The organism is Rhodococcus pseudokoreensis, from assembly GCF_017068395.1.
Classification (GTDB): domain Bacteria; phylum Actinomycetota; class Actinomycetes; order Mycobacteriales; family Mycobacteriaceae; genus Rhodococcus_F; species Rhodococcus_F pseudokoreensis.
Map to the genome: position 1 here is coordinate 3,912,917 of NZ_CP070619.1, position 22,552 is coordinate 3,935,468.

Here is a 22,552-nt window from a genome sequence, read left to right on the forward strand (position 1 = left end):
AGATTTCTACCCGGCGACGATCACCTCGTTCGCGGCCAGCGCGTCGGTGCGGGCCTGCAACCGCGCACGCAGGGTCTCGACGTCCGACGCGAGCTTCTCGGCGCTCAGCCCGTCGGATACCGGTACGGTCTGCGCGATCTCGTCGAGGATCTCGACGGCCCGGCCGCTGCCGAACAACTGCGCGTAGAGGTCGCGGTACGCGTCGTCGTACACGCCCGTGAACGCCGCCGAAGCCAGGAACCGCTCCTTCAGCGCGTTCCCGCCGCCGGGCATCTCACCACCGGGCATGCCGCCGCCGAGGGCACCTTCCGGAGTGGCTCCGCCGCCCGGGCGGCCCCCGCCGCCCATTCCGATCGAGTCGTGCGGGCCCGCATCGGAGTTGCCGCTCAGCGCGAGGTTGAGATCCCAGGACACGACGGAGATCTTCTTCGTCCCCAGGTCGTACCAGAGGTAGTAGTTCTTGCCCGGGCCCGCCATGTCGTCGCTGTTGACCAGCAGATTCTGGGTGGCGACGTACCGGGCGAAGGAGTCGACGTCCACCCGGTCGGCAAGTTCGGCGTCGAACTGCTCGTCGGTCGCACCGTCCAGCCATTTCAGGAACGTGATGATCGGCTGCAGGTCCTGCGAGCCCTCGGCGTTGATCTGAACGAACTGATCGGTGTAGGTGGTCTGGTCGTCGCCCTGATACGTGAAACTCGAGTCGGCGTCGGCCTTGTAGAGGACGCCGTCGCTGTCGAACAGTGAGTTCGCGTACCCCTCGTCGGGGTGCTCGAGCACGAGCCGGGTCTGCGTCGGCGACCCGTTCACCGAATACGTGGTGTAGGCGTACCGCTGGGTGGGCTGACCGGATTCGGCGGTCAGCGACAGCGCCACCGCCTCGTTCAGCACGGGCGAGCCCGGCCGGACCGACAGTTGCGTCATCCCCTGATACGCCCGCCCCGACACGTACTTGTCGAAGCTGATCAGCAGTGGCAGCGACGCGGGGTCGTCGGCCGACAGCGTGACCATGCCGCCGCCGGCGCCTCCGCCCTCCGGCATCGCCATTCCCGCGGGAGGTTCCCGCCCCTCCGGCGTCCCGGGTTGCCCGCCGCCCGGACCACCACCGAGGCCGCCGCCGGTCCCGCGGAGTCCCATCAGCGTGGAGTTGCCCTTCAGCCGCACCCCGACGTCGGTGACGAGGGTTCCGTCGATCGTGATGTCGGCGGTGATCCACTCCTTCCCGCCCTCGTCCCGGTAGGCGGCGATCATGTCGTCGTAATCGGATTGCGAGTACTCGATGCTCACGTCGTGCGACGTCTCCGTGTCGAAGAAATCGACCGAGCCGGCGACGTTCTCGGTGATGTCGGAGGCGATGACCGTCGCGTCGCCGGTGATGTACGGCCGCACCCGCGCCTGACCGAACACGCCGACCGCCACCGCCACGAACGTGAGGAAGGCGGCGAGGATCTTCCAGTGCTGACGGAGCGGGGTCGGCAGCCGGTGGACGAGTCTGCGGCGCATCAGATGTCGGTTTGGTCGTAACCGGTGAGGACGGTGACTCGCTGACCCGTGTTGACCCCGCTGAGCGCCGAGATGAGTTCCGCCGGTTTCCTGCCCGGCTTCAACCGCGCCGTGTAGTACAGCTCGGTGAGGGCGCCCGACCGCACCGACTCGGTGCTCACCAACTCGAACTCCTTGGTGTACTCGATCAGCACGTCCTCCACGAGGGCGGTGTACCCCGTCTCCGGCGGCACCTGCACCTTCACCACCTGCCGCTGCACGTCCAGCTTGAACATGTCGAACCGGCTCATCAGGACGAGCACGAGGCAGATCGCGACGGTCGCGGCGATGGCGAGCACGTAGAACCGGGTGCCCGTCGTCATGCCGATTGCCATCACCAGGAAGATGAACCCGACGTCGCGGGTTTCCTTGATCGCGTTGCGGAATCGCACCACCGACAGCGCGCCGACGAGCGCGAACGCGCGGGCGATGTTGGAACCGACCACCAGCATGATCAAGGTGATCACCATGCCGACCATCACGAGGGTCTGAACGTAGGACTGACTGTAGGAGACGTTCTTGTGCGTCAGGCGATAGACGTACCCGATGATCGCCGACAACACGAACGACAATGCGAGCGAGACGACGATGTCGAACGTCGAGAACGTTCCACTGAGATCCTGGAGATCGAAATTCATGACGGGGTTCCTGTTTTCGCGAGGGTGCGGCCGTGGACGGCCGGGGACGGGAAGAGTTCGTCAGGCACGTGCGTGCGGGATCGGGGAGCAAGCCCGAACGCCTCCACGCTCTGGCAGTACTTCGACACCCGGACCACCGACATGTCCAGTCGCGCGGTGAGATCGGTGACCCAGTAGGGCACCCGCTCGTTGGCCTTGATCTCGACGATGCACAGGTGCGGCGGAATGATGAAACGGTTCTCGGCCGGTGCCGCGAAGTGGAAGTCGCGGTCGCGGCCGTGCACCCGGTGGTCGATCGTGACGCGCAGCCCCAGATCGGCGTCCGTGCCCACGAACGCTTCCCGGAGGTACCCGGTGGTGACGGTCGGGCACAGGTCGAGGTTGCCGACGAGCATCGTCACCTCATTCACGAAGGGCCGGGCCGTGGGGTCGTGGTCGATCGGCCGGCGGGCGTTGCACAGCCGCATCGCATCCGAGTACGGCAGCCGGATCCGGCGCTTCTGCGTGACCCGGTTGACCCGCTGCTTGATCTCCACGTAGACGGGGGTCTCGGCGGTGGCCTCCGCGGGCGGCCCGTACAGCCGGACCCGCAGTTTGCGGCGGAACTTCAGGCCCTCGATCTTCTCCCAGTAGAAGCGCAGATTCTGGGTGTCGTAGTAGAGGCTCGTCACGGGGTGGCCGCCCACCGGCGAGAATTCGTCGGACGCCATGTGCGCGGCGAGCGCCTCGCGGAGGCGGGGAACGTCCGACTCCTGGGCGAGGTACTTGATCTCGTACCTGTTGAACGCGTGCAGCGCGCTGGCGGTCTTCAGGTATCCGGACGCTTCCGGTTCGGGCGCGGACGATCCCATACTTTTCGGCCTTTCGTCGGTGGGCTCTCCCACCTCAACCGCCGCGCCTCGAGTAAACCTGCAGTAAAGCTGGCAGTTTTCTGTACGCCGGGCCGTCAGGATGCCGTTCACCCGTGAGTGGATTCGCGTTCACTGGGGACAATTAGCACTCACATGCTCTTGTGTGCCAGGCATTGTCGGGCGCATCCTTCAAGTACCCAACGAGGTGTGCAGAACCAGTCGTGTTCGCAGCGTGTCATCACACCGAGGAGGCAGAGATGAACAGGGACGGCTACATCGGCATCTCGCCCTTCCAGGCCGCGGGTACTTTGCGGGGATTTGTCATTTCCGGGCGCTGGCCCGATACCACCAAGGAATGGGCTCAGCTCCTGGCGCTCGCCGTGCGCGTGGCGTGCGTTCCGGGGTTGCTCCACACCACCACGGTCTTCGGCGCGCACGAGGATCTGCCGGAGGAACCCGAGCCCGAGACGGTCGGCCTCGTGGTGGCCGAGGGCACCGTCCTCGGGGAGTTCGCGCTCGCTCCGGGCCGGTTCGCGGATCATCTGCCGCCGGCACTGATGATGCTGCACCCGCCGTCGGAGACCACCCCGTCGCTCCCCGAGTGCGCGGGCGCGGCCTCGGGCTGCGTTCTGCTCCCGGGTCTCCCCCACCTCGGGCTCGAACACCGGGCGGCGTGGGTGGAGGCAGAGGCGGACGGGACGGTGACGTCCATGGTCAGCCGGGTCGGCATCGACCCGATCAGCGATCCCGACACCGCCGTTTTGGCCATGCTGCTGGCCTCGTGAGGGTACCCGAAGTTTGAGCCCCCGGGAGTCCAAACTTCTTGTCGCTTTTGCCTTTTCATTCGACCCTCGCTAACGTGGGTCGCAACGAAGGGGAGTAGCCCCCAATCGCCTGTGTCGACATACTGGCGCGGCAATCTCGCACTGTGAGGTTCCGGGCCCGGCCTGGCGGACCGGTTCCGACACCGGTGGGCGAGACCTTCGGCCGACAGACGCATCGCCGCGTCTGCCAGGCCGGAGGAATCCATTCCATCCTCCGACCCACTACTGGAGGAGGATGTGTCGTGCTGACCGCCGCGCTGCTGAGTTTCGGCGTGATCTTCGTCGCCGAACTGGGCGACAAGTCCCAGCTGATGGCGATGACGTTCGCCCTGCGCTACCGCTGGTGGGTCGTGATCGCCGGCATCACCGTCGCGACCACCGTGGTCCACCTGGTGTCCGTTGCCGTCGGCCACTACCTCGGTGTCGCGCTGCCGACCGCGGCGATCAGCATCGTCGGCGGTGTCGCCTTCCTGATCTTCGGCGCGTGGACGCTGCGCGGCGACAACCTCAGCGAAGACGAGCAACTCAAGGCCCGCCGCGCCACCCGCTCCGCGTTCCTGGCCGTCACCTCCGCGTTCTTCCTCGCCGAACTCGGCGACAAGACTATGCTCGCCACCATCACCCTCGCGACCGACCACGACACGATCGGCGTGTGGATCGGCTCGACCGTCGGCATGGTGGCGGCCGACGCCCTGGCCATCGTCGTCGGCGCCGTGCTGGGCAAGCATCTGCCCGAGAGCGTCATCCGCATCGGCGCGGCCGTGCTGTTCTTCGCGTTCGGCGTCTGGCTGCTGCTCGAGGGCCTGTTCCCCGGCAACATCGCCGGCCCGATCGCCGGGGCCGCCGTCGTCGTTCTGGCGCTGGCCGGTGCCGCCGGACGCGCCGTGTGGTCGCGGCGCCGCCGAGGGGCCACGGCCGAGCAGGAACAGATGCAGCGCCAGGACTGAACCCGGTCGACAAAGACGCGCCCTCGGGCAATACTCGGAAGCCTCGAATACCTCGCAGTTCTCACGGACGAGAGGGCGTGTGTGAACCATCCCGTAGCGAGCGGCAAGCCCGCGATTCTCACCGTCGACGACGATCCCGGGGTGTCGCGCGCCGTCGCCCGCGACCTGCGGCGCCGATACGGCGAGAAGTACCGGATCATCCGCGCCGAATCCGGCGAATCCGCGCTCGACGCGATGAAGCAGATGAAGCTGCGGGGCGATCCCGTCGCGGCCATCCTGGCGGACTACCGCATGCCGGCGATGAGCGGGATCGAGTTCCTCGAGAAGGCCATGGACCTGTATCCGGTCGCGCGCCGGGTGCTGCTCACCGCGTACGCCGACACGGACGCCGCCATCGAGGCGATCAACGTCATCGACCTCGACCACTACCTGCTCAAACCCTGGGATCCGCCCGAAGAGAAGCTGTACCCGGTGGTCGACGCGCTGCTCGAGGCGTGGGCGTCGTCCGATCACCACCCCGCCGAGGAGACGAAGGTCGTGGGGCATCGCTGGGCGCCGCGGTCTTCGGAGGTGCGCGAGTTCCTGGCCCGCAACCAGCTGTCGTACCGCTGGTACATGTCGGACGAGCCGGAGGGCGGGCGGTTGCTCAGCGCCGCCGGTGAGGACGGCCGGCGCCTGCCGGTGGTGATCTGCGCCGACGGCGAATGCCTGGTGGAACCGTCGGACACCGAATTGGGCCGGCATCTCGGACTGCGGACCGACCCGTCGGAGAACTTCTACGACCTCGTCGTCGTCGGCGGCGGCCCGGCCGGTCTCGGCGCCGCCGTGTACGGCGCGTCGGAGGGGCTGCGCACCGCGCTGATCGAGCGGACGGCCACCGGTGGGCAGGCGGGGCAGAGTTCGCGCATCGAGAACTACCTCGGGTTTCCCGACGGCGTGTCCGGTGCGCAGCTCGCCGAACGAGCCCGCCGGCAGGCCACCCGGTTCGGGGCCGAACTGATCACCACCCGCGACGTCGTGGCGCTCGAGGTCAACGGCTCGGCGCGGACGGTCCGGTTCGCGGACGGCGACACCGTCGACGCGCACACGGTGATCCTGGCCACCGGCGTCTCGTACCGGCGTCATCCCGCGCCCGGCGTCGACGACCTCACCGGCCGCGGCGTCTACTACGGCTCCGCCGTCACCGAGGCGGCCCGCTGCACCGACCAGGACGTGTACATCGTCGGCGGGGCCAACTCCGCCGGTCAGGCCGCCGTCTACCTGTCGCGCGGCGCCCGGATGGTCACCATCGTGGTGCGGGCGCAGTCGCTGGAGGATTCGATGTCGTACTACCTCGTCCAGCAGATCGAACGGAACCCGCGCATTCGCGTGCGGCCGTGCACCGAGGTGATCGGCGTCGAGGGCGACGCGCACCTCGAGAAGATCCGGCTGCGCAACAACGCGACCGGCGACGAGCAGACCGTCGACGCCGGATTCCTGTTCCTGTTCATCGGCGCCGCCCCACGCACCGACTGGCTCGACGGCGTCGTCGCGCGGGACGAGAACGGGTTCGTCGTGTCCGGTCCCGACCTCGTCGTCGACGGCAAGCCGCCGCGCGGCTGGCCCCTCGACCGCCTCCCCCACCACCTCGAAACGAGTGTTCCGGGCATCTTCGCCGCCGGAGACGTGCGCTCCGAGTCGGCGAAGCGGGTGGCGTCGGCGGTCGGAGAAGGCGCCATGGCCGTCATGCTCGTCCACCGCTACATCGGCCAACCGTGACCGGGGGCAGACCATGAGCCGACTACCGTGCGATCCCCCCGAGCTGAGGACGCTGTTCCTCTTCGAGAAGCTCACCGACCACCAGCTCGAGCAGCTCTGCGAGAACGGGCACGTCGAGCTGATCGAACCCGGGCCGGTGTTCGCGGAGGGTGAGATCGCGACGTGCTTCTACGTGCTGATCGAAGGCGAACTCGTGCTGAGCAAGCTGTCGGGCGGCGAAGACATCGAGTTCAACCGGACCACCCAGCGCGGCGTGTACGCCGGGGCGTGGCAGTCGTATCTCGGCGACCGCGCACCCCAGACGTACACCGCGTCGATGCGCGTCACCGCCCCGTCGAAGTTCTTCGTCCTCGACGCCGACCGGTTCGGGCAGCTCATGCGCGAATGGTTCCCGATGGCCGTGCATCTGCTGGAGGGGCTGTTCTTCGGCAACCAGAACGCGAAGCAAGTCGTCGATCAGCGGGAACGTCTCCTCGCGCTGGGGTCGCTGTCGGCGGGGCTGACGCACGAGCTGAACAACCCGGCGGCCGCCGCGGTCCGGGCGACGGCGTCGCTGCGCGACCGGGTGTCGCACATGCGGCACAAGCTGAGCGTGATCGCCTCGGGCGTGTACGACAGTCAGGCGCTGGCCACGTTGATCCGGTTGCAGGACGAGGCCGCCGAACTGGTGGCGAAGGCCCCGACGCTGACCCCGCTCGAAGCGTCCGACCGGGAGGACGAACTCGGCGACTGGTTCGACGACCACGGCGTCTCCGGCGGCTGGGACCTCGCGCCCACGTTCGTGCAGGCCGGGCTCGACGTGCCGTGGCTCGAGCGGATCGTCGCCAGCGTCGACGACGACTCGATGGTCGAGAGCGCGATCCGCTGGCTCAACTACACCCTCGAGACCGAACTGCTGATGAACGAGATCGCCGACTCCACGGCCCGGGTGTCCACGCTGGTGAACGCCGCCAAGCAGTACTCGCAGATGGACCGTGCCCCCTACCAGCGCGTCGACCTGCGGGAACTGCTCGACAGTTCACTGGTGATGCTCGGACGCAAGATCGGCGATACGGTCACGGTGGTGAAGGAGTACGACCCGGCGCTGCCGCAGATCCCCGCGTACGCCGCCGAACTCAATCAGGTGTGGACGAACCTCATCGACAACGCCGTCGCCGCCATGAACGGCCACGGCACCCTCACCGTCCGCACCCGCCGCGACGGCGACATGGCCCTCATCGAGATCGGCGACACCGGACCGGGTGTGCCCGAAGAGATCCGGTCCCGCATCTTCGAACCGTTCTTCACCACGAAACCCGTGGGCGAGGGAACCGGGCTCGGCCTCGACATCTCCTGGCGCATCGTCGTGAAGAAGCACCGCGGCGACCTGCGCGTGGAGTCCGAGCCGGGCGACACCCGGTTCCAGGTCCGCATTCCGATCGAACCCGAAGTCGCAGCAGCAGAAGGAGTCACCGATGGGTGAGCTGGACGGAATCGACCCGAACGTGCCGCCGAGCGGAGACGGCTGCGTCGAATGCGACAGCGCCGGCGGGTGGTGGGTGCACCTGCGCCGCTGCGCGCAGTGCGGACACATCGGCTGCTGCGACTCGTCACCGGAACAGCACGCCAGTTCGCACGCCGCGGCCACCGGCCATCCCGTCGTCCAGAGCTTCGAACCGGGCGAGTCGTGGTTCTGGAACTACACCTCCGAGACGGCGTTCGAAGGCCCCGAACTGGTTTCGCCGCACCACCGCCCGATCGACCAGACGGTCCCCGGTCCCGGCTCGCGCGTTCCGCCGGACTGGCAGGCGTACATCCACTGACCCTCGACGTTCCCTTGGAGGTGTGCGCCGAGCACGGTCAGAGTTGCGCGAAACGCTGCGCCGTCGCCGCGTCCTGCTCGTCGTACCGGTTCAGTGCCGCTTCGAACTTCGCCTTCAGGTCGAGGGCGTAACGCTCGTGCGCGGCGAACGTCCCGACCGCCGAATTCTCGACTGCGACGCCCGGGCCGCCGATCGCCGTCGCCCGGAACCGCGCGGCCAATTCCGCCGCCGACCGCAGATGGGTTTCGCCGAGACCGAAGCTCTCGGGCGCGAGTTCGCGGAGCGCCCGCTCCCGCAGGTCCCGCATGTCCGCCGCCAACGTGTCACACGCGGCGATGCACCGCACCAACGCGTCCCGATCCACTTCGAGCCGATCCTCGATCATCCGTCCCCCTACGGTCGTCGCTCCACCCGCGAGAGAAACTACCCGCTCCCCCGCCTGCAATGCTTCCCTCGCCTCTGCCGTCACACCGAGCGACCGTTATGGTGCAGGTCACCAGGGTCGGCCAACGGAGGTCGCCGGAAACGAAGGATGCGAACTGTGGAAATTCAGGGAACCGCCGCACTGGTCACCGGAGCAGCCTCGGGCCTCGGTGCCGCCACCGCCAAGCGTCTCGCCGACGCCGGAGCCACCGTATTCGGACTCGACCTGCCCCAGTCCATCGAACGCGCCGGCGACAACGTCCCCGACGGCGTCACCCTCCTCGCCACCGACGTCACCAGCGGCGACGAGGTCCAGGCCGCGATCGAGAAGATCGTCGAGTCGGGTCTGCCGCTGCGCATCGTCGTCAACTGCGCCGGCGTCGGCTGGGCCGGCCGCATCCTGTCCAAGAAGGGCCCCCACGACCTCGAACTGTTCCGCACCGTCATCACCGTCAACCTGCTCGGCACGTTCAACGTGATGCGCCTCGCCGCCGACGCCATCGCCAAGACCGACACCGTCGACGAATCCGGGCAGCGCGGCGTCGTCATCAACACCGCCTCCGTCGCCGCCTTCGAAGGCCAGATCGGCCAGATCGCCTACTCCGCATCCAAGGGCGGCGTACACGGCATGACCGTCCCCGCCGCCCGCGACCTCGCCCAGTTCGGCATCCGCGTCAACACCATCGCCCCCGGCATCATCGACACCCCCATGCTCGCCGGCGTCACCGACGAATACCGCAAGGGCCTCGAAGCCGGCGTCCCGTTCCCCTCCCGCCTCGGACAACCCGCCGAATACGCACAACTCGCCCAGATGATCGTCGAACACGACTACCTCAACGGTGAGACCATTCGTATGGACGGCGCCCTGCGCATGGCGCCGCGGTAGGCGGCTCCGCCGCCCGTGCGTGGTTAACGAGTCTCTGGACTCCTTTCCCACGCACGGGGCGCGAAGCGCCCTTCGCTGGAGGTGAGCATGGGGTTCTACTCGGACCGGATCGTTCCGCGGCTCGTCGACATCAGTTGCGGGCTGAAGTTCACGGAACCGTCGCGGCGACGCGTCTGCGCCGGGCTTCACGGACGCGTGGTGGAGATCGGATTCGGATCGGGTCTGAACGTCCCGTTCTATCCGGCCGCCGTCGAGTCGGTGAGCGCCGTCGAACCCGCCGACCTCGGCTGGAAGCTGGCAGGCAAGCGTCTGGCGGCATCGACGACGCCGGTCGAGAGGTCCGGCCTGGACGGCCAGTCACTCCCCTTCCCCGACAACAGTTTCGACACCGCACTGTCCACCTGGACCATGTGCACCATCCCCGACGCTGACGCCGCACTGCGGGAGATCCGACGGGTCCTGAAACCCGGCGGCACACTGCATTTCGTCGAGCACGGCCTTGCGCCGGACGACAACGTCCAGCGCTGGCAGCGGCGGCTCGAACCGATCCAGAAAACCGTCGCCGGTGGTTGCCACCTCACCCGCGACATCCCCGCCCTGCTGACGACCGCCGGTTTCGACATCCAGGACCTCGACCGTTTCTACGAGACCGCCGCACCGAAAATCGTCGGCGCCTACTCCCTCGGGATCGCGGCTTCGCCGCCCGTGCGCGCCTGAGGAGTCCGGGGACTCGTCAACCACTCACGGGGCGCTAGGCTGCTGACGATTCGTGAACAGACGAGGGGGGCTTCGTGGGAACGTTGAAAGCTGATCTGGAAGAGCTCGAACGGCTGGGGGGAACCTTGCACGGGCTGGCCGACGAGGCGGGCGGTCTGAGAACCGGCCCGGCGGCGGGCCCCTATTCGTCGTCCGCAGGCGGCGTGATGGCCTCGGTCATCGAGGCGTCGAGCATCTCCGCGGATCTCGTGGATGCAGCGCTCGTCCCGGCGATCAAGGAACGACTCGGCGAGACCGGGGACGTGATGATCCATGTCGCGCAGGAGTACCGGAACCAGGACGAATCGTCAGCCGACCGGTTCGTCGCCGCGTACACGAACGCCACCGGCGAGTGGAGCGGTGAAGCATGAGCCTCACTCGCACCCAGATCGAGTCCTGGAATCCCGCGACTCTGACCGAGATCGGTGACGCATGGATCGCTCTCGGCACGAAGGTCGAAGACCTCTTCACCCGATACGTCGACGGCGTAACCAGGGTCAACGACGCCTACTGGGAGGGTAAGACCGCCGAAGCCGCCCAGAACCGGGCGAACGCCGACAAAAAGACGGCGCTCGTCGTGGTGGATCAACTGGAAGCGCTCGCCAACCGTGCGAAGCAGGGTTTCCACGACGTCGACGCACCCCTGCAGCGTGCGCGGATGGCGATCGTGGCCGCCGAGTCTGCGGGCTTCCGCGTAGCCGACGACCTGACCGTCACCGATCCCGGAACCCCCGATCTCGACAACGATCGCCTGAACGAAATGACGGGGTGGCAACGCGACATCGCCGACGCCGCGTCGGCAACGGAGACTGCCGACGCAACCGTCAGGGACGCACTCGCTTCCGCTCGCGACGGGCTGCGGGCAACGTTCACCTCCGCCGCGGCGCTGGGCTCCGATCAGGGTGCGTCCGACGGGACGCAACTCGTCTCCGACCCCGCCGGATTGAATCCCGAGCAGATCCAGAGGCTGACCGAGGCCGGGGAACTGACCCCCGAACAACTCGACGCCGTGAACTCCGGCAACGCCGCGACGATCCCTGCGTCGCAGATGGAGTACCTGAATCAGGTCAGCCGGTCACTGGACGGAAAGAGTCCACAGGAGATCCAGCAGATCATGGACAAACTGCCTCCGGACTCTGCGCGCGCCCTCGCGAACTCGCTTCAGATCGTGTCGAACGACAAGATCACCGCCACCGTCAAGGGCGACTCGCAGGTGCCGACAACCGGCGGCCTGAACCTGCTACCCGACAAGATGGTCGAATCGCTGACCCGGGACGATCTCGTGACCCGAGATTTCAAAATGGTCGGGGCAACCGGTGCATCCAGCGTCGAACTGCATGGAGTCGCCGACAACCAGGCGATCGCCGAAATCGTTCAGGCAGGCGATGCGCAGTACAAGAACGGCAGCAGCCTCGACCAGCACCTGCTGGACGTCGGACGCCAGTACCTCGACGCCCAGGTCGCGCACGAACAGAACCCGAACCACAAATTCGAGTACTTCACGGTCGACGGCCGGGGAACCGAGAACACGGCGATCACCGAAGGCATCTTCACCGCCGTCGGCGACGACAAGATCGCCGTCCAGAACGCGGTCACCCAGCCCGACACCGGCCAGAATCTGGTTCGCGACCTCCTCACCCACAACTGGTCCGACAACGGGCAAGCAGCAGCGTCAATGTTCCGGTTCGACGACGCGGAGGCCACCGTCGAGGACCCGAACAACCCGGCGAACGTCGAAGCCGCAACACGCAGCGGGCAGATCATGTCGGCCGTCGCCGAGAACATGAGTGCCGACTGGGACACGCTGCGGGGGATACCCGGCAGCGGCGGCCAATCCGTCGGAGAGGTCAACCCGGACCTTCTGCGGACCATGTCCCACAGCATGAGTCCGTACATAAGCGACCTCGCAGGCGCAGGCCGATCAGAGAACCCCGGCTTCGACATCGGCACCTGGGCAGACCCCGCCGACAACAACCACTTCGGCGGCTCGTCGAACGTATTCGCCGTGATGAACACCGACCCCGAGGCCGGAACACACTTCACCCAGTCCTCGATGCAGGAAATCCTTGCCGCCGAGGGCCGGTACGCACACGACCCCGCGGCACCCCTCGCCGGTGGCGATCTCTCCACCGCCGGCCGAATCCACGGCCTCATGGACAGGGGACTGCTCCTCTCGACCGAGGACAGCTACAGCGACAAGGCCGAGCAGGCGCAGGCCATCTACGACCGCAAAGCGGCGGCATACGGTGCTCTCACCAGCATCGGGTCCGTAGGCCTGGACCGCCTTCCCGGCGGGGAATTCATCAACACCATGATCGACGCGGGCGGCGACCCCCTGCAGGACGCCGTCATCGGCAAGGCGCCGGGGCCAGCCCCCTCCGTCGCCCTGGAAGCTCCGGACTTCTACCGCGACTACTACAACATTCTCCAAGCGACGCCAGAGCTTCCCGCGAGCTTCCGAGGGGATTATCCCTGGGCATTCGATTCGTCTGGCGACCTCCTGCCCTGGGAGGACCTCCGTTCGAATGCCGAGCTGAAAGGTTACGGAAAAGATCCTCTCCAAACCATGTTCAGCAACCTCGGCGATCCAGCCGACGGGAATGGGGAACGTATCCGAAACGGCTACGACGACGTGGTACGCAACGATGGTTGATCGCGCGAGTCTCGCTCTCACCTTGGGAACCGTGGTTCTTCTGTCGACCAGCTGCGCCGAGGAAAACGCCCCTGAATCGGATCCACCTCCTCCGGCAGAGCCCACGGTCTTGTACTCCAATGTCTGGTCCGGCGGGTCCGGTGTCGATCTGTCCAACCGTGGCGCCGAACTCATACGCGCGGCCTACGAGGCGGGAGAACTCACGTCCTATGTAGGCCTGAGCAACTCGTATCTCGGATATGAAAGCGCTGTCGGCGGGCCCGCGAGACATAGTAATCGCGACAAGGAGGAGTTCCTCACCTGGCGAGAACCCGAGGACACTCGCCAGGCTGCGGGAACGAACTTCGCACACATCGCCGACTTTGCAACCACGGATTCAAGCGTGGCAGCCACGGTATGTAGTTACGAGATCTTTTCCGAGCCGCACGCAAACATCACCCTGAATCCATTGAACGCGGCCTTCCGTGTCGAACTGGAGCGAACCGCCGACGACCCCGGGCAGCCGGGCGTTCCCGACACCGACCCTGCCCAGCAGGACCCTCGCGCGCACCGGGTTCCGACGTGGAATGTGTTCGAGGGCTGGAAGATCACCAAGCTCCATTACCTGCGCCGGCTGGACGGTGATGTCATTCCTCAGGGGTGCACGGACTGGTGGCAGCAGCAGTTTCCGACGTTCGCAGCGAATGCGTCCGGCAATCTCGTTCCGCCTCCCGGATTCGAGCCCCCGACGATGCCTGTCGCCGTCCAGTATCCGGAGTGGATCGGACCCGCGAATTCGGAATAGGCGGCTTCGCCACCCGTGCGTGCGAAAGGAGTCCCTGGACTCGTCAACCACTCACGGGCGGCGGCGCCGCACGTCGTCGACGTAGAACAGGATGAGGGCGACGGTGAGGAGGGCGGCGGGGATCCAGGCGGCGGATCCGCCGAAGTAGCGGGTGGCGTACGCGCCGAGGACGGCACCGCCGGCGAAGCTGCTGATGATCGCGGCGTACACCCGGGTGTGCTGGCGTGATTCGGGGACCTTCTCGATGAATCCGGCGTACGCCGCTTCGGTGAAGCGCATGAGGTTGCCGGTGGTGGCGACGGCGATGTAGGACAGCGATCCGATGGTGCGGAACAGGCCGAATTGCATGGCCGCGACGAACGCGATGGGAACGGTGACGAGCGCGTTGGGAACGTCCGGGGGGACGAACGCGACCGCGACGAGGACGACGATCTGCGCGACCATCGCGATCCGGATCGGGTGGTCGAAGACGCTGTGGGCGAGTTCGCCCTTGAGCAGGTGCGCGAATGCGACGCCGACGATGAACGCGAGGATCGGCCACAGGTGTGCGCGTGCGGCGTGGAAGTGCCGCTCGGACAGGTCGATGGCCATGAGGATGACGTTGCCGGTCTGGGCGTTCGCGAAGACGCCGCCGCGGCTGACGTAGGTGTACGCGTCGAGGAAGCCACCCGCGGCGGTGAGGAGCAGCGCGAACCGCAGCGTCGTGGATGTCTTCGGCAAGTCCACCTGACCACCCCTACCGTCTCTGGCCTGCCTTGCAGCCTAGAGGTCGGAGGCGAGCGGGATCTCGTTCTCGGCCCGATCCGACATCCATTCGCGCAGTACTTTCGTGGCGATGACGTCGTCCTCGTTGTATTGCAGCAGTCGTTCGCGCTGGGTGAGGTCGGGTTCGCCGTCGTAGCCGACGGCTTCGCGGTACCAGCTCATCGATGCTTCGCCGCCGGCGTCGGCGTCGCGCCACCGGAATCCGGCGACGGGGGCGATCTTCTTGAGGCCCTTGCCGCCGGGGCAGATGAACTGGTCGCTGACGGCCTGGTAGATGTCGACCCATTGTGGGCTGTCGATGAATTCGCGGATCTCGGCTTCGGTGGGGATTCCGGGTGCCCCGGCGAACCGGCGGGCGGAGTCCAGCAACCATTTGTCCTCGGCGGACCGTGAATAGCAGTAGGCGGCGAAGGTTCTGCCGCTCAGCGCCGCCGCTTCCCGCTCCGCCATCAGCCACGTCCAGAATTCCGCGAACGACCGCGCCTCGTCCTGCGTCGGCACCGGGTCCCAGCTGACGAACGGCCGGTACGCGGACACCCCGTCCACGTTGAGCAGCGTGCCCCATAGATACGCGCCGTGCTCCTGGTAGCTCTCCATATCGACGTCGACCTCGACGTCGGCGCGCGTCACCCGGATCTCGGGGAAGCGTCGCACCAGCGGCGCCCCCGCGAGCCAGGCCTTGGCGGTGACGACGGCGTCCTCGAACGCGCCGTGCGGCCAGTCCTCGAGGGGTTCGCGGTCCCACGCCGCGAGGTCGTCGATGGTGTGGCATCCGGCGTCGCGCAGCATGTCGGCCCGGGAACCGGTAGCGACCAGGCTCACGTCGTGGGTCTGCGTGAGCTGTTCCTCGCATCCGGGCCACCACGGGCACGAACGGCATTCGCCGACCCGGGACGGCACGGTCGCCGATTCGCCGCGGGCGACGGCGAGCCGGTCGGCGAAGCGTTCGTCGTAGTCGTCGAGGATGGTGGTGAGGTCGTGCACGTAGATGACGTCGGAGCCGTAGCCGATCGCACCGGCCACCAGCGCGGGGCTCGCCAGCCCGTGCCGCTCGAGCATCCGGTACACCTGCGCGACGCGCATCTGGTCGCGGACCTGGCTGCGGGGCTTCCGCGACGGGTCCTCGCGGGGTTTCCACTCGAACATTCCCGACGTCAGCGCGCCGCGGCCGGGATCGGTGACCTTGTGGTTGACGACGATCACCGGGATGTACCCACCGTGATCCTCGTCGCGGAGCAGGATCTCGCAGCGCGCCCTCCGGCCGGCGTCGCGGTCGAGTGGGAGCACGGCTCCCCAGATGCGGTCCGCGCCCGCCTCGCATGCGGCGAGCGTGTCCTCGGCGCGCCGACGCAGGCTCTGTTCGGTGTCGATCTGCACCCACCGTTCCGGTGCGTGCTCGGTGAGGATCCGGCGGACGTCTTCGCGCTTGGCGGCGGCGGCATCCTGACGCTGGCGGACGCCCGGGTCCTCCGGCGCGGCCGCGAGTTGTTCGGGGAACGCCGCGTCGAGGTGCACCCGGTGGCGGCACCGCGTCAGGGCGCTGGCATCGATCACCGTCCCCGACACCTTTCCGGGAGAGGCGTCGGGTTCTGATTGCTGACCGATATGGGAACACACGATGACGAAGATTATGTGCTCCCCTAGGCTGATCCCGAAGCACCGGATGCAGTTGGTAGCGTGGGCTCCGCTGAAACACCAGGAAAAGGGGTCTTTTCGATGGGGTTGTTGAAGAAACGTAAGTCCCGAGCCACCCGCAAGGCGGAAGCCAAGGCACTCCGGCACAAGGCTGGGGTGGAAGCGAAGCTGAGCGCGAGGAACGAACGGAAACGCGACAAGCAGGCCGCGAAGGCCGGGCGCAAGCTCGAGGCCGCCGAGCTGAAGTCGCTGAAGAAGGTCGAGAAGGCTCAGATCGCTGCGTTGAAGGCCGAGGAGAAGGCCGCCGCCCAGAAGGGTTTCACCGTCGCCGCCGTCCGCAAGTACCTCGGCGTCGCTCGACTGCTGACACCGGTGCTGCTGCCGATCGCCTACCGCGCCGCCACCGTCGTGCGCGGGCAGATCGACGCCCGGCGTGCCGACCGGATGGGCATCGACGTCGACCAGCTCGCCAACTTCACCGGGCACGGCGCCAAGCTCAGCGCCCGCATCGCCGGTGCCGAAAGCTCCACCACGGAAATCCTCGCGCAGAAGCCGGACGACGCGGAGACGCAGCAGTTCGCCGCCGCCATCCGCGACCGCCTCGGCGACCTCAACACCGCCGTCCGCGCGGCCGAGCAGATGCCGCAGGCCCGCCGCAAGGCCGCCCATCACGCCATCTCGTCCGAACTCGACGGAGTCGAAGCCGATCTCCTCGCCCGCCTCGGCGTGCGCTGAACGACCCGACCACCTCGATGTCCCCCGCCCGCCCCGCCGCGACCGCCACCCTTCGGGGGTCGGCGGTCGGTGCGCTCGTCGCCGGTCTCGCGGTCGCGGCGCACGGCATCGGCGGGGGCGGTCTCTCCGAATCCACGGCTCTGACCCTGCTGCTCGTCACGTGCAGCGGTGTCGGCGCGGTCACCGCGCAACTGCCCGCCCGCTTCCACGGACCGCGCACGCTCGTGGGTGCCCTCGGCGCAGGCCAGGTGGCCGCGCACTTCGCGCTCACGCTCACCTCGCACGTGCACTCGACGGTCCCCGCCGTGCCGATGCTCGCCGCGCACGCGGCCGCCACCGTGGTCTGCGCGCTGCTGATCGCGAACGCCGAGCGGCTGCACGGCACTTTGGTTCACGTCTGGCGGGCGGTTCTGCGCGGCGAACCGCAGCCCGTCTCGGCAACAAAGCCGGCGCACCTCCCCGCGCGTCCCGCGAATCCTGTGGACGCCCTGCTGCGCGCGAGCATTTCCCGTCGCGGCCCACCGGTCCCGGTCTGATTCTCGCCTCTTCTCCCTTCAGACCTGTCAAAGGACCTTCGATGAATTCCCTCGTTTCCCGTGCCCTTTTCACGACCGGTGCGGCCGGTGGCGCCATGCTGCTCGCGGCCGGTGTGGCCGCCGCCCACGTGACCGTCGTCGCCCCCGGCGCCGCGCAGGGCGGCTACTCCGTCCTGACATTCCGCGTTCCCACCGAGTCCGAGACGGCGTCCACCACCAAGCTGACCGTCACACTCCCCGACCTGAAGTCGGCCCGCACCACACCGATGCCGGGGTGGACATCCGTCGTCGAGAAGGACCCGACGTCCCAGGTCGCGAAGTCCGTGACGTGGACCGCCGACCCCGGAGTCGGTGTCGCACCCGGCCAGTTCCAGCAGTTCGAGCTGTCCGCCGGACCGCTGCCGGAACAGGAAGACGTGTCGTTCCCGGCCACCCAGACGTACAGCGACGGGGAGGTCGTCAACTGGGATCAGGCGGAAGGCCCCGACGGCGCGGAGCCCGACAAGCCTGCCCCCACCCTCACTCTGGCCGCGTCGAGCGGTGAAGAGCACGGCCACGACGCCGGCGGCGCCACGACGTCCGAGGAGACCGAGACGACGGCGTCCGGCACCGACGACACTGCCCGCTGGCTCGGTGGCATCGGTCTGATCCTGGGCGCGCTCGGTGCGGCGCTCGGTCTCGGTGCGATGGTCCGGAGCCGGCGAAAATGAGAAGGCACACCACTTTCACGTCGGTGAAGGTGATCGCGGTCGGACTGCTGACGATGCTCGCGAGCATGCTCGGCGCCGGCACCGCTCTCGCCCATTCCGTCGTGATCGGTTCCACCCCCGAGAACGGCGCGGAGATCGCGTCCGGTCCGGAACGGGTCAGCGTCACGTTCAACGAGGCGCTGCAGGAATCGTTCGCGTCGCTGACCGTGGTGGGTCCCGACGGCAACCTGTGGACCAAGAGCGACCCCGTCGTCGAAGGACCCACGGTCAGTGCCGAACTCGGCGAGCTGGGACCGGCCGGCGTGTACACCGTCGCGTTTCGCGTCACCTCCGCCGACGGGCATCCGGTGAGCGGCACCCGCACGTTCACCCTCACCCAGGAGGGGTCGGGCACACCCGGCGCCGCCGCCGACAGCTCCGGTGAATCCGGCGGCGGCGGAGTTCCGCTGTGGCCGTTCATCGTTGCCGGGGTGGTCGTGTTCGGCGGCGGACTGTGGTTCGCCCTCCGCAAGCCGCGCGGCGAGAACTGAGCGCGGTGGGTACGGCGCGGCAGTCGTGGCTGCTGTTCGCCGTACCCACGTCGCTCGTCGGGGTCGGCTGCGGTTGGGCGCTGGCGCAACCGGAAGGTCCGTCACCGTCGAGCGCGGTCCGGGCGCTGTGCCTGGTGCTCGGTTCGGCGGTCCTCGGGCTGGCCGCGCTCGGCTGGTGGAGTCGGGCGGACAGCCGTCCCCTGGTGCGGGACGAACGACTGTGGCGGTTGTCGACCGCGGTCGCCGGCGCGTGGATGCTCGCCGAGGCGGTGCTGCTGTCGATGACGGCAGCCGAGGCCGACGCCCTGACGTTGTCGCAGTTGTCGGTCGGACGGTTCGGCGCCTACGTGACCGAGATCAGCGCGGGACGCGTCGACCTCGCCGTTCTCGTGTGCACCGTCGCCGCCACCGTGTGGTCGGGGGTCGCGTTCCGCCGCAGCGACGCCCGGCTCCCCGTCCCGGTGCTGGTGCTCGCGGCGCTCGCCCTGGTGGCCCGGCCGATCACCGGCCACATGTCGCAGCAGGTTCTCGGCTCGGTCCTCGACGTCGTCCACGCGCTCGCCGCCGCCGTGTGGTTCGGGCTCCTCGCGGCCCTCGGCCTGATGCTCCGGTCGCGTGGGGACTGGTCGTCGTGGCTGCCGCGGTACTCCGTCGTCGCGTGGCGGTGCGTGTGGCTGCTGACCGCGACCGGGATCGTCGACGCGGCCGTCCGGCTGGGCGGGGTCACTCCCCTGTTCGACACCGGGTACGGCCGCATCGTGCTCGCCAAGGCGGTGGCATTGGCGGCGCTGCTCGGGCTCGGCTGGTGGTGGCGGCGAACGTGGGTCGTTCAGGCCGCCGCGCACCGGATCACCGCGGAAGGGTCCCTGCGGCGCGCGATCCTCGAGGTGGTGGTGATGGCCGTTCCGTTCGGTCTCGCCGCCGCGCTGGCCACCACCGCCTGACCCGTGAGTACTTATTAACGTCGGGCGGTTGATAAGTACTCACGGGTGCAGCAGGAGCTTCCCGCGGCTTCCGCCCTTCTCGCCGATGCGCTGGGCGTCGGCGGCGTCGGTGAGCGGGAAGGTGCGGACCGGTGGGAGGGTGAGCTTTCCGGCGACGGCGAGGGCGCTGAGCCGACGGAGGGTTTCCGCGCTCCGGTCGCCGGCGTTGCCGGAGGAGAAGGTGATTCCGAGACCGAAGGCGGCGCCGTCCGACAGCGTGACGATCCGGTCGGTGCCCCCGCGCAGGTCCATCGCCGCGTCGAGCCCGCCGAAGCCGAGGTCGAGGACGGCGTCGACGCCGTTCGGGGCGAGTTCACGCACCCGGTCGGCCAGGCCCTCGCCGTACGTCGTGGGGGTCGCGCCCAGCTCCCGCAGCGCGTCGTGGTGCTTTTCGCTCGCGGTGCCGATCACCGTGACACCCGCATCGACCGCCAATTGCGCGGCAATGGTTCCCACCGCACCCGACGCACCGTTCAGCAGCAGCGTCTCCCCGGACTTCAGCCGCAGGAGCCGCAACCCGCGATCCGCGGCCTCGCCGGCCACGGGGATGGTGGCCGCGGCCGTCCAGCTCAGCCCTTTCGGCTTCGGCACGACGATCGACGCGAGCGCATATTCGGCGTAGCCGCCGGTGTCGGACCAGCCGAACACGTCGTCGCCCACCAGCACTCCGGTCGCGTCCGGCCCGACCGCGTCGACGACGCCGGCGACCTCGCTGCCGGGGATCTTCGGGAACTGCACGGACATCACCTCGGCCATCGACCCCGACCGCAGCTTCCAGTCGATGGGGTTCACGCCGGCGGCCCGGATGTGGAGGCGCACCTGGTTGCCGGTGGGCTCGGGCACCGGCACGTCGTGGACCTCGAGCACCTCGGGACCGCCGTAGGACGAGTAGGAGACGGCCTTCATGGTCTGGTTCGAATTCGTCATGCCCTCAATCTCGTCCTCGGCGGTCCGTCGCGCCAGGAGTTCCGACGAAGCCCAACCCTGTCAATTAGTTTAGCGCTAAGATATAGTGGCGGGAGAAGCCCACCCAGAAAGCGAGCCTCCATGTCCCTCACCGAAGTCACCGCCCACCACCCCTACAGCCCGGCCGTGGTCGCGGGCGGACTGGCGTTCGTCTCCGGCGCACTGTCCGTCGACGCCGAGGGCATTGCCGTCTCCGGCCGCACCGAGGCGCTCGACGCCGCCGTCGACCGCATGGTCGATCGTCTCGCCACCGTCGGCGGGCAGCTGCAGGACGTCGTGAAGCTCACCTACTACGTCACCGACCTGTCGCTGCGCGAGGAGGCGAACCGCCAGTTCGAGCGCATCTTCGACGAGCCGCGGCCCGCGCGCACGTTCCTCGAGGTGAGCAGCCTCCCCTACGGCGCCATCGCCGAGATCGACGCCGTCGCGGCCGTCGCTGGCCACTGACGGCACCGACGTCGCGCCGCGCCGCGGGTCCCCGTTCCGAGAGCAATCGGCGGGGACCCGCGGCGCGTCGCCGTCACTTATGCTCGTTTCGATATCTTGGTACTAAACAGATGAGACCCTCGAGAATCCAGGAGGTGCGCCCGGTGACGCAACGCCCCGTTCCAGACCGCGATGCCGTCGACGACATCGTCGACCAGTGGGCCCACCAGTGGCCCGAACTGGATGTGAGCCCGCTGAAAGTGCTGGGCCGCCTGCACCGTTCGTATCTGCGCTACCAGTCTTCCCTCGCCGCGGTGTTCGAGGAGCACGGCATCAACATGGCGTCGTTCGACGTCATGGCCGCCCTCCGGCGTTCGGGTCCGCCCTACCGGATGACTTCCGGACAGCTCGCGGAGTCCGCGCTCGTCACCACCGGGGGCGTGACGCTGCGCGTCGACCGGCTCGAGAAGGCGGGACTCGTGCAGCGGGAGCGGGACGCCGAGGACCGCCGCATCGTGCACGCGCAACTCACCGACGAGGGCCTGCGGGTGATCAACAAGGTCGCGGAGGCGCACTTCGCCAACGAGTCGCAGATCCTCAGCGGGATGTCGAAGGACGATCAGGCGTCGCTGGCGGAACTGCTCCGCAAGCTCGAGCACTCGATCGTCGAGAACCAGGACCCCACTGCCTGAGCCGGAGGCTCAGCTGGCCGCGCGGGCGGTCAGATCGGCGACCTCACCGAATCCGATGAATCGTTCGGACGCCGCCGTCATCTCCACGATGAACCGCCGCTGTTCGTCCGGCGACGCACCGATCAGGCGCGCCGCACCCGTCCACTGCGCCTCGGACAGTTTCCGGGCGAGTTGGGCGGGTTCGGCGCACGGCGTCGCGATGCCGGCCTGGTTGAGTCGTTCGATGAACCGGATGTACCGGCCGAGGATCCGGTTGTGCGCCGCCTCGAGTTGTTCGCCGATCACGGGGTCGACGGCCGCGCGGTCCTCGATCATCGTGAACAGGCGGCCGCTGCTGTAGACGGTCTCGATGAACGCGGCGGTGGCGGCGCGCAGGACGCTGCGCGGGTCCGCGTCCGGCGGGACCGGGATGCGCTGGGCCTCGACGAACGTGTCGAACACTTCCGCCGCGACGGCACGGAAGGCGTCGTCGCGGGACGCGAACCGGGCGCGGAACTCGGCCTCGGACACTCCGGCCGCAGCGGCGATGACCGCCTCGGTGGTGCGCTCGTATCCCAGTTCGGCGAAGCACCGGCCCGCCGCTTCGATCAGCGCAAGCCGACCCCGATCGTCACCGTTCGTAAGCACCGCTCGCGCCTCCTCGCACCCGGCCGGCGCCCGACGTGTCGGCCGTCACACATTCTTAGTTGACATTTCACTCGAGTCAACCCGCG

The 22,552-nt window shown here is 68.2% G+C and carries 25 protein-coding genes; 17 read left to right on the forward strand and 8 right to left on the reverse strand.

What is annotated here, in order from left to right:
• Positions 1-6 precede the first annotated feature (6 nt).
• Genes JWS13_RS22980 through JWS13_RS22990 form a run of 3 tightly spaced genes read right to left on the reverse strand, consistent with a single transcriptional unit; the run spans position 7 to position 3,028 of the window.
• Positions 7-1,500 carry a CotH kinase family protein gene (locus JWS13_RS22980; protein WP_206007604.1) on the reverse strand — a complete coding sequence of 498 codons (1,494 nt, stop codon included), beginning with the start codon at positions 1,498-1,500 and terminating at the stop codon, positions 7-9.
• Positions 1,500-2,177 carry a DUF4956 domain-containing protein gene (locus JWS13_RS22985; RefSeq protein WP_206007605.1) on the reverse strand — a complete coding sequence of 226 codons (678 nt, stop codon included), beginning with the start codon at positions 2,175-2,177 and terminating at the stop codon, positions 1,500-1,502. The genes JWS13_RS22980 and JWS13_RS22985 overlap by 1 nt, the downstream gene beginning before the upstream one ends.
• Positions 2,174-3,028: a polyphosphate polymerase domain-containing protein gene (locus JWS13_RS22990; protein ID WP_206007606.1), complete on the reverse strand. Its 855-nt coding sequence runs from the start codon at positions 3,026-3,028 to the stop codon at positions 2,174-2,176. Before JWS13_RS22990 ends, JWS13_RS22985 begins: the two co-directional genes overlap by 4 nt.
• A 257-nt stretch (positions 3,029-3,285) precedes the next feature.
• On the opposite strand from JWS13_RS22990, the gene JWS13_RS22995 reads away from it, so the two are divergent.
• The 5 genes from JWS13_RS22995 (at position 3,286) to JWS13_RS23015 (ending at position 8,359) form a co-directional block, all read left to right on the forward strand.
• Positions 3,286-3,813: a peptidase gene (locus JWS13_RS22995; RefSeq protein ID WP_087561244.1), complete on the forward strand. Its 528-nt coding sequence runs from the start codon at positions 3,286-3,288 to the stop codon at positions 3,811-3,813.
• Positions 3,814-4,094: 281 nt separating this feature from the next.
• On the forward strand, positions 4,095-4,799 hold the full coding sequence (locus tag JWS13_RS23000) for a TMEM165/GDT1 family protein (RefSeq protein ID WP_206007607.1): 705 nt from the start codon (positions 4,095-4,097) through the stop codon (positions 4,797-4,799).
• An 81-nt stretch (positions 4,800-4,880) separates the two neighbouring features.
• The gene (locus JWS13_RS23005) at positions 4,881-6,557 is read left to right on the forward strand and encodes an NAD(P)/FAD-dependent oxidoreductase (protein ID WP_206007609.1); all 1,677 of its coding nucleotides are present in this window, start codon (positions 4,881-4,883) and stop codon (positions 6,555-6,557) included.
• Positions 6,558-6,570: 13 nt separating this feature from the next.
• Complete coding sequence (locus tag JWS13_RS23010) at positions 6,571-8,019, forward strand: ATP-binding protein (protein ID WP_206007610.1); 1,449 nt, start codon at positions 6,571-6,573, stop codon at positions 8,017-8,019.
• The gene (locus JWS13_RS23015) at positions 8,012-8,359 is read left to right on the forward strand and encodes a UBP-type zinc finger domain-containing protein (protein ID WP_206007611.1); all 348 of its coding nucleotides are present in this window, start codon (positions 8,012-8,014) and stop codon (positions 8,357-8,359) included. Before JWS13_RS23010 ends, JWS13_RS23015 begins: the two co-directional genes overlap by 8 nt.
• A 37-nt stretch (positions 8,360-8,396) precedes the next feature.
• On the opposite strand, the gene JWS13_RS23020 is transcribed toward JWS13_RS23015, so the two are convergent.
• On the reverse strand, positions 8,397-8,744 hold the full coding sequence (locus JWS13_RS23020; protein WP_206007612.1) for a hypothetical protein: 348 nt from the start codon (positions 8,742-8,744) through the stop codon (positions 8,397-8,399).
• A 156-nt stretch (positions 8,745-8,900) separates the two neighbouring features.
• Between JWS13_RS23020 and JWS13_RS23025 the strand changes: the two genes are divergently transcribed.
• The 5 genes from JWS13_RS23025 (at position 8,901) to JWS13_RS23045 (ending at position 13,861) form a co-directional block, all read left to right on the forward strand.
• Positions 8,901-9,668 carry an SDR family NAD(P)-dependent oxidoreductase gene (locus tag JWS13_RS23025; RefSeq protein WP_206007613.1) on the forward strand — a complete coding sequence of 256 codons (768 nt, stop codon included), beginning with the start codon at positions 8,901-8,903 and terminating at the stop codon, positions 9,666-9,668.
• A gap of 87 nt (positions 9,669-9,755) precedes the next feature.
• Positions 9,756-10,385 carry a class I SAM-dependent methyltransferase gene (locus JWS13_RS23030; RefSeq protein WP_206007614.1) on the forward strand — a complete coding sequence of 210 codons (630 nt, stop codon included), beginning with the start codon at positions 9,756-9,758 and terminating at the stop codon, positions 10,383-10,385.
• A gap of 74 nt (positions 10,386-10,459) precedes the next feature.
• Positions 10,460-10,795, forward strand: coding sequence for a hypothetical protein (locus tag JWS13_RS23035; protein ID WP_206007615.1), 336 nt, complete (start codon positions 10,460-10,462; stop codon positions 10,793-10,795).
• A complete protein-coding gene (locus JWS13_RS23040) occupies positions 10,792-13,077 on the forward strand; it encodes a TPR repeat domain-containing protein (protein WP_206007616.1) in 2,286 nt (761 codons plus the stop codon). The genes JWS13_RS23035 and JWS13_RS23040 overlap by 4 nt, the downstream gene beginning before the upstream one ends.
• 382 nt (positions 13,078-13,459) lie before the next feature.
• Complete coding sequence (locus JWS13_RS23045) at positions 13,460-13,861, forward strand: hypothetical protein (RefSeq protein WP_206007618.1); 402 nt, start codon at positions 13,460-13,462, stop codon at positions 13,859-13,861.
• Positions 13,862-13,912: 51 nt separating this feature from the next.
• On the opposite strand, the gene JWS13_RS23050 is transcribed toward JWS13_RS23045, so the two are convergent.
• Positions 13,913-14,587, reverse strand: a complete 675-nt coding sequence (locus JWS13_RS23050; protein ID WP_087561942.1) for a YoaK family protein — start codon at positions 14,585-14,587, stop codon at positions 13,913-13,915.
• A 36-nt stretch (positions 14,588-14,623) separates the two neighbouring features.
• Positions 14,624-16,180, reverse strand: a complete 1,557-nt coding sequence (locus JWS13_RS23055) for a TM0106 family RecB-like putative nuclease (protein WP_160099524.1) — start codon at positions 16,178-16,180, stop codon at positions 14,624-14,626.
• A gap of 162 nt (positions 16,181-16,342) precedes the next feature.
• On the opposite strand from JWS13_RS23055, the gene JWS13_RS23060 reads away from it, so the two are divergent.
• From JWS13_RS23060 to JWS13_RS23080, 5 genes are read left to right on the forward strand one after another with little or no spacing between them, the layout of a single operon-like run.
• Positions 16,343-16,996 (forward strand): DUF6474 family protein, encoded by a 654-nt coding sequence (locus tag JWS13_RS23060; RefSeq protein ID WP_206007619.1) that lies wholly within the window; start codon positions 16,343-16,345, stop codon positions 16,994-16,996.
• 17 nt (positions 16,997-17,013) lie between these two features.
• Complete coding sequence (locus tag JWS13_RS23065) at positions 17,014-17,532, forward strand: hypothetical protein (protein WP_206007620.1); 519 nt, start codon at positions 17,014-17,016, stop codon at positions 17,530-17,532.
• A 41-nt stretch (positions 17,533-17,573) separates the two neighbouring features.
• Positions 17,574-18,242, forward strand: a complete 669-nt coding sequence (locus JWS13_RS23070) for a YcnI family copper-binding membrane protein (RefSeq protein WP_206007621.1) — start codon at positions 17,574-17,576, stop codon at positions 18,240-18,242.
• On the forward strand, positions 18,239-18,772 hold the full coding sequence (locus JWS13_RS23075) for a copper resistance CopC family protein (RefSeq protein ID WP_206007622.1): 534 nt from the start codon (positions 18,239-18,241) through the stop codon (positions 18,770-18,772). The genes JWS13_RS23070 and JWS13_RS23075 overlap by 4 nt, the downstream gene beginning before the upstream one ends.
• A gap of 5 nt (positions 18,773-18,777) precedes the next feature.
• On the forward strand, positions 18,778-19,716 hold the full coding sequence (locus JWS13_RS23080) for a CopD family protein (protein ID WP_206007623.1): 939 nt from the start codon (positions 18,778-18,780) through the stop codon (positions 19,714-19,716).
• A 39-nt stretch (positions 19,717-19,755) separates the two neighbouring features.
• Here JWS13_RS23080 and JWS13_RS23085 read toward each other — a convergent pair whose 3' ends face one another.
• Positions 19,756-20,682, reverse strand: coding sequence for an NADP-dependent oxidoreductase (locus JWS13_RS23085; RefSeq protein ID WP_206007624.1), 927 nt, complete (start codon positions 20,680-20,682; stop codon positions 19,756-19,758).
• A gap of 120 nt (positions 20,683-20,802) precedes the next feature.
• Here JWS13_RS23085 and JWS13_RS23090 point away from each other — a divergent pair, with 120 nt between their 5' ends.
• Both JWS13_RS23090 and JWS13_RS23095 read left to right on the forward strand, forming a co-directional pair.
• Positions 20,803-21,168: a RidA family protein gene (locus tag JWS13_RS23090; RefSeq protein ID WP_206007625.1), complete on the forward strand. Its 366-nt coding sequence runs from the start codon at positions 20,803-20,805 to the stop codon at positions 21,166-21,168.
• Between the two features lie 110 nt (positions 21,169-21,278).
• Entirely contained in the window at positions 21,279-21,839 is a 561-nt protein-coding gene (locus JWS13_RS23095) for a MarR family winged helix-turn-helix transcriptional regulator (RefSeq protein ID WP_179220486.1), read from the forward strand.
• A 9-nt stretch (positions 21,840-21,848) separates the two neighbouring features.
• Here JWS13_RS23095 and JWS13_RS23100 read toward each other — a convergent pair whose 3' ends face one another.
• Positions 21,849-22,466 (reverse strand): TetR/AcrR family transcriptional regulator, encoded by a 618-nt coding sequence (locus JWS13_RS23100; RefSeq protein WP_206007626.1) that lies wholly within the window; start codon positions 22,464-22,466, stop codon positions 21,849-21,851.
• Between the last annotated feature and the right edge of the window lie 86 nt (positions 22,467-22,552).

Coding starts and splice junctions, on each gene's coding strand:
- JWS13_RS22980 (WP_206007604.1), bottom strand. CDS start 1,500: ATGCGCCGCAGACTCGTCCACCGGCTGCCGACCCCGCTCCGTCAGCAC.
- JWS13_RS23020 (WP_206007612.1), bottom strand. CDS start 8,744: ATGATCGAGGATCGGCTCGAAGTGGATCGGGACGCGTTGGTGCGGTGC.
- JWS13_RS23040 (WP_206007616.1), top strand. CDS start 10,792: ATGAGCCTCACTCGCACCCAGATCGAGTCCTGGAATCCCGCGACTCTG.
- JWS13_RS23065 (WP_206007620.1), top strand. CDS start 17,014: ATGTCCCCCGCCCGCCCCGCCGCGACCGCCACCCTTCGGGGGTCGGCG.
- JWS13_RS23085 (WP_206007624.1), bottom strand. CDS start 20,682: ATGACGAATTCGAACCAGACCATGAAGGCCGTCTCCTACTCGTCCTAC.
- JWS13_RS23060 (WP_206007619.1), top strand. CDS start 16,343: ATGGGGTTGTTGAAGAAACGTAAGTCCCGAGCCACCCGCAAGGCGGAA.
- JWS13_RS23095 (WP_179220486.1), top strand. CDS start 21,279: ATGAGACCCTCGAGAATCCAGGAGGTGCGCCCGGTGACGCAACGCCCC.
- JWS13_RS22985 (WP_206007605.1), bottom strand. CDS start 2,177: ATGAATTTCGATCTCCAGGATCTCAGTGGAACGTTCTCGACGTTCGAC.
- JWS13_RS23015 (WP_206007611.1), top strand. CDS start 8,012: ATGGGTGAGCTGGACGGAATCGACCCGAACGTGCCGCCGAGCGGAGAC.
- JWS13_RS23075 (WP_206007622.1), top strand. CDS start 18,239: ATGAGAAGGCACACCACTTTCACGTCGGTGAAGGTGATCGCGGTCGGA.
- JWS13_RS23030 (WP_206007614.1), top strand. CDS start 9,756: ATGGGGTTCTACTCGGACCGGATCGTTCCGCGGCTCGTCGACATCAGT.
- JWS13_RS23010 (WP_206007610.1), top strand. CDS start 6,571: ATGAGCCGACTACCGTGCGATCCCCCCGAGCTGAGGACGCTGTTCCTC.
- JWS13_RS23090 (WP_206007625.1), top strand. CDS start 20,803: ATGTCCCTCACCGAAGTCACCGCCCACCACCCCTACAGCCCGGCCGTG.
- JWS13_RS22990 (WP_206007606.1), bottom strand. CDS start 3,028: ATGGGATCGTCCGCGCCCGAACCGGAAGCGTCCGGATACCTGAAGACC.
- JWS13_RS22995 (WP_087561244.1), top strand. CDS start 3,286: ATGAACAGGGACGGCTACATCGGCATCTCGCCCTTCCAGGCCGCGGGT.
- JWS13_RS23070 (WP_206007621.1), top strand. CDS start 17,574: ATGAATTCCCTCGTTTCCCGTGCCCTTTTCACGACCGGTGCGGCCGGT.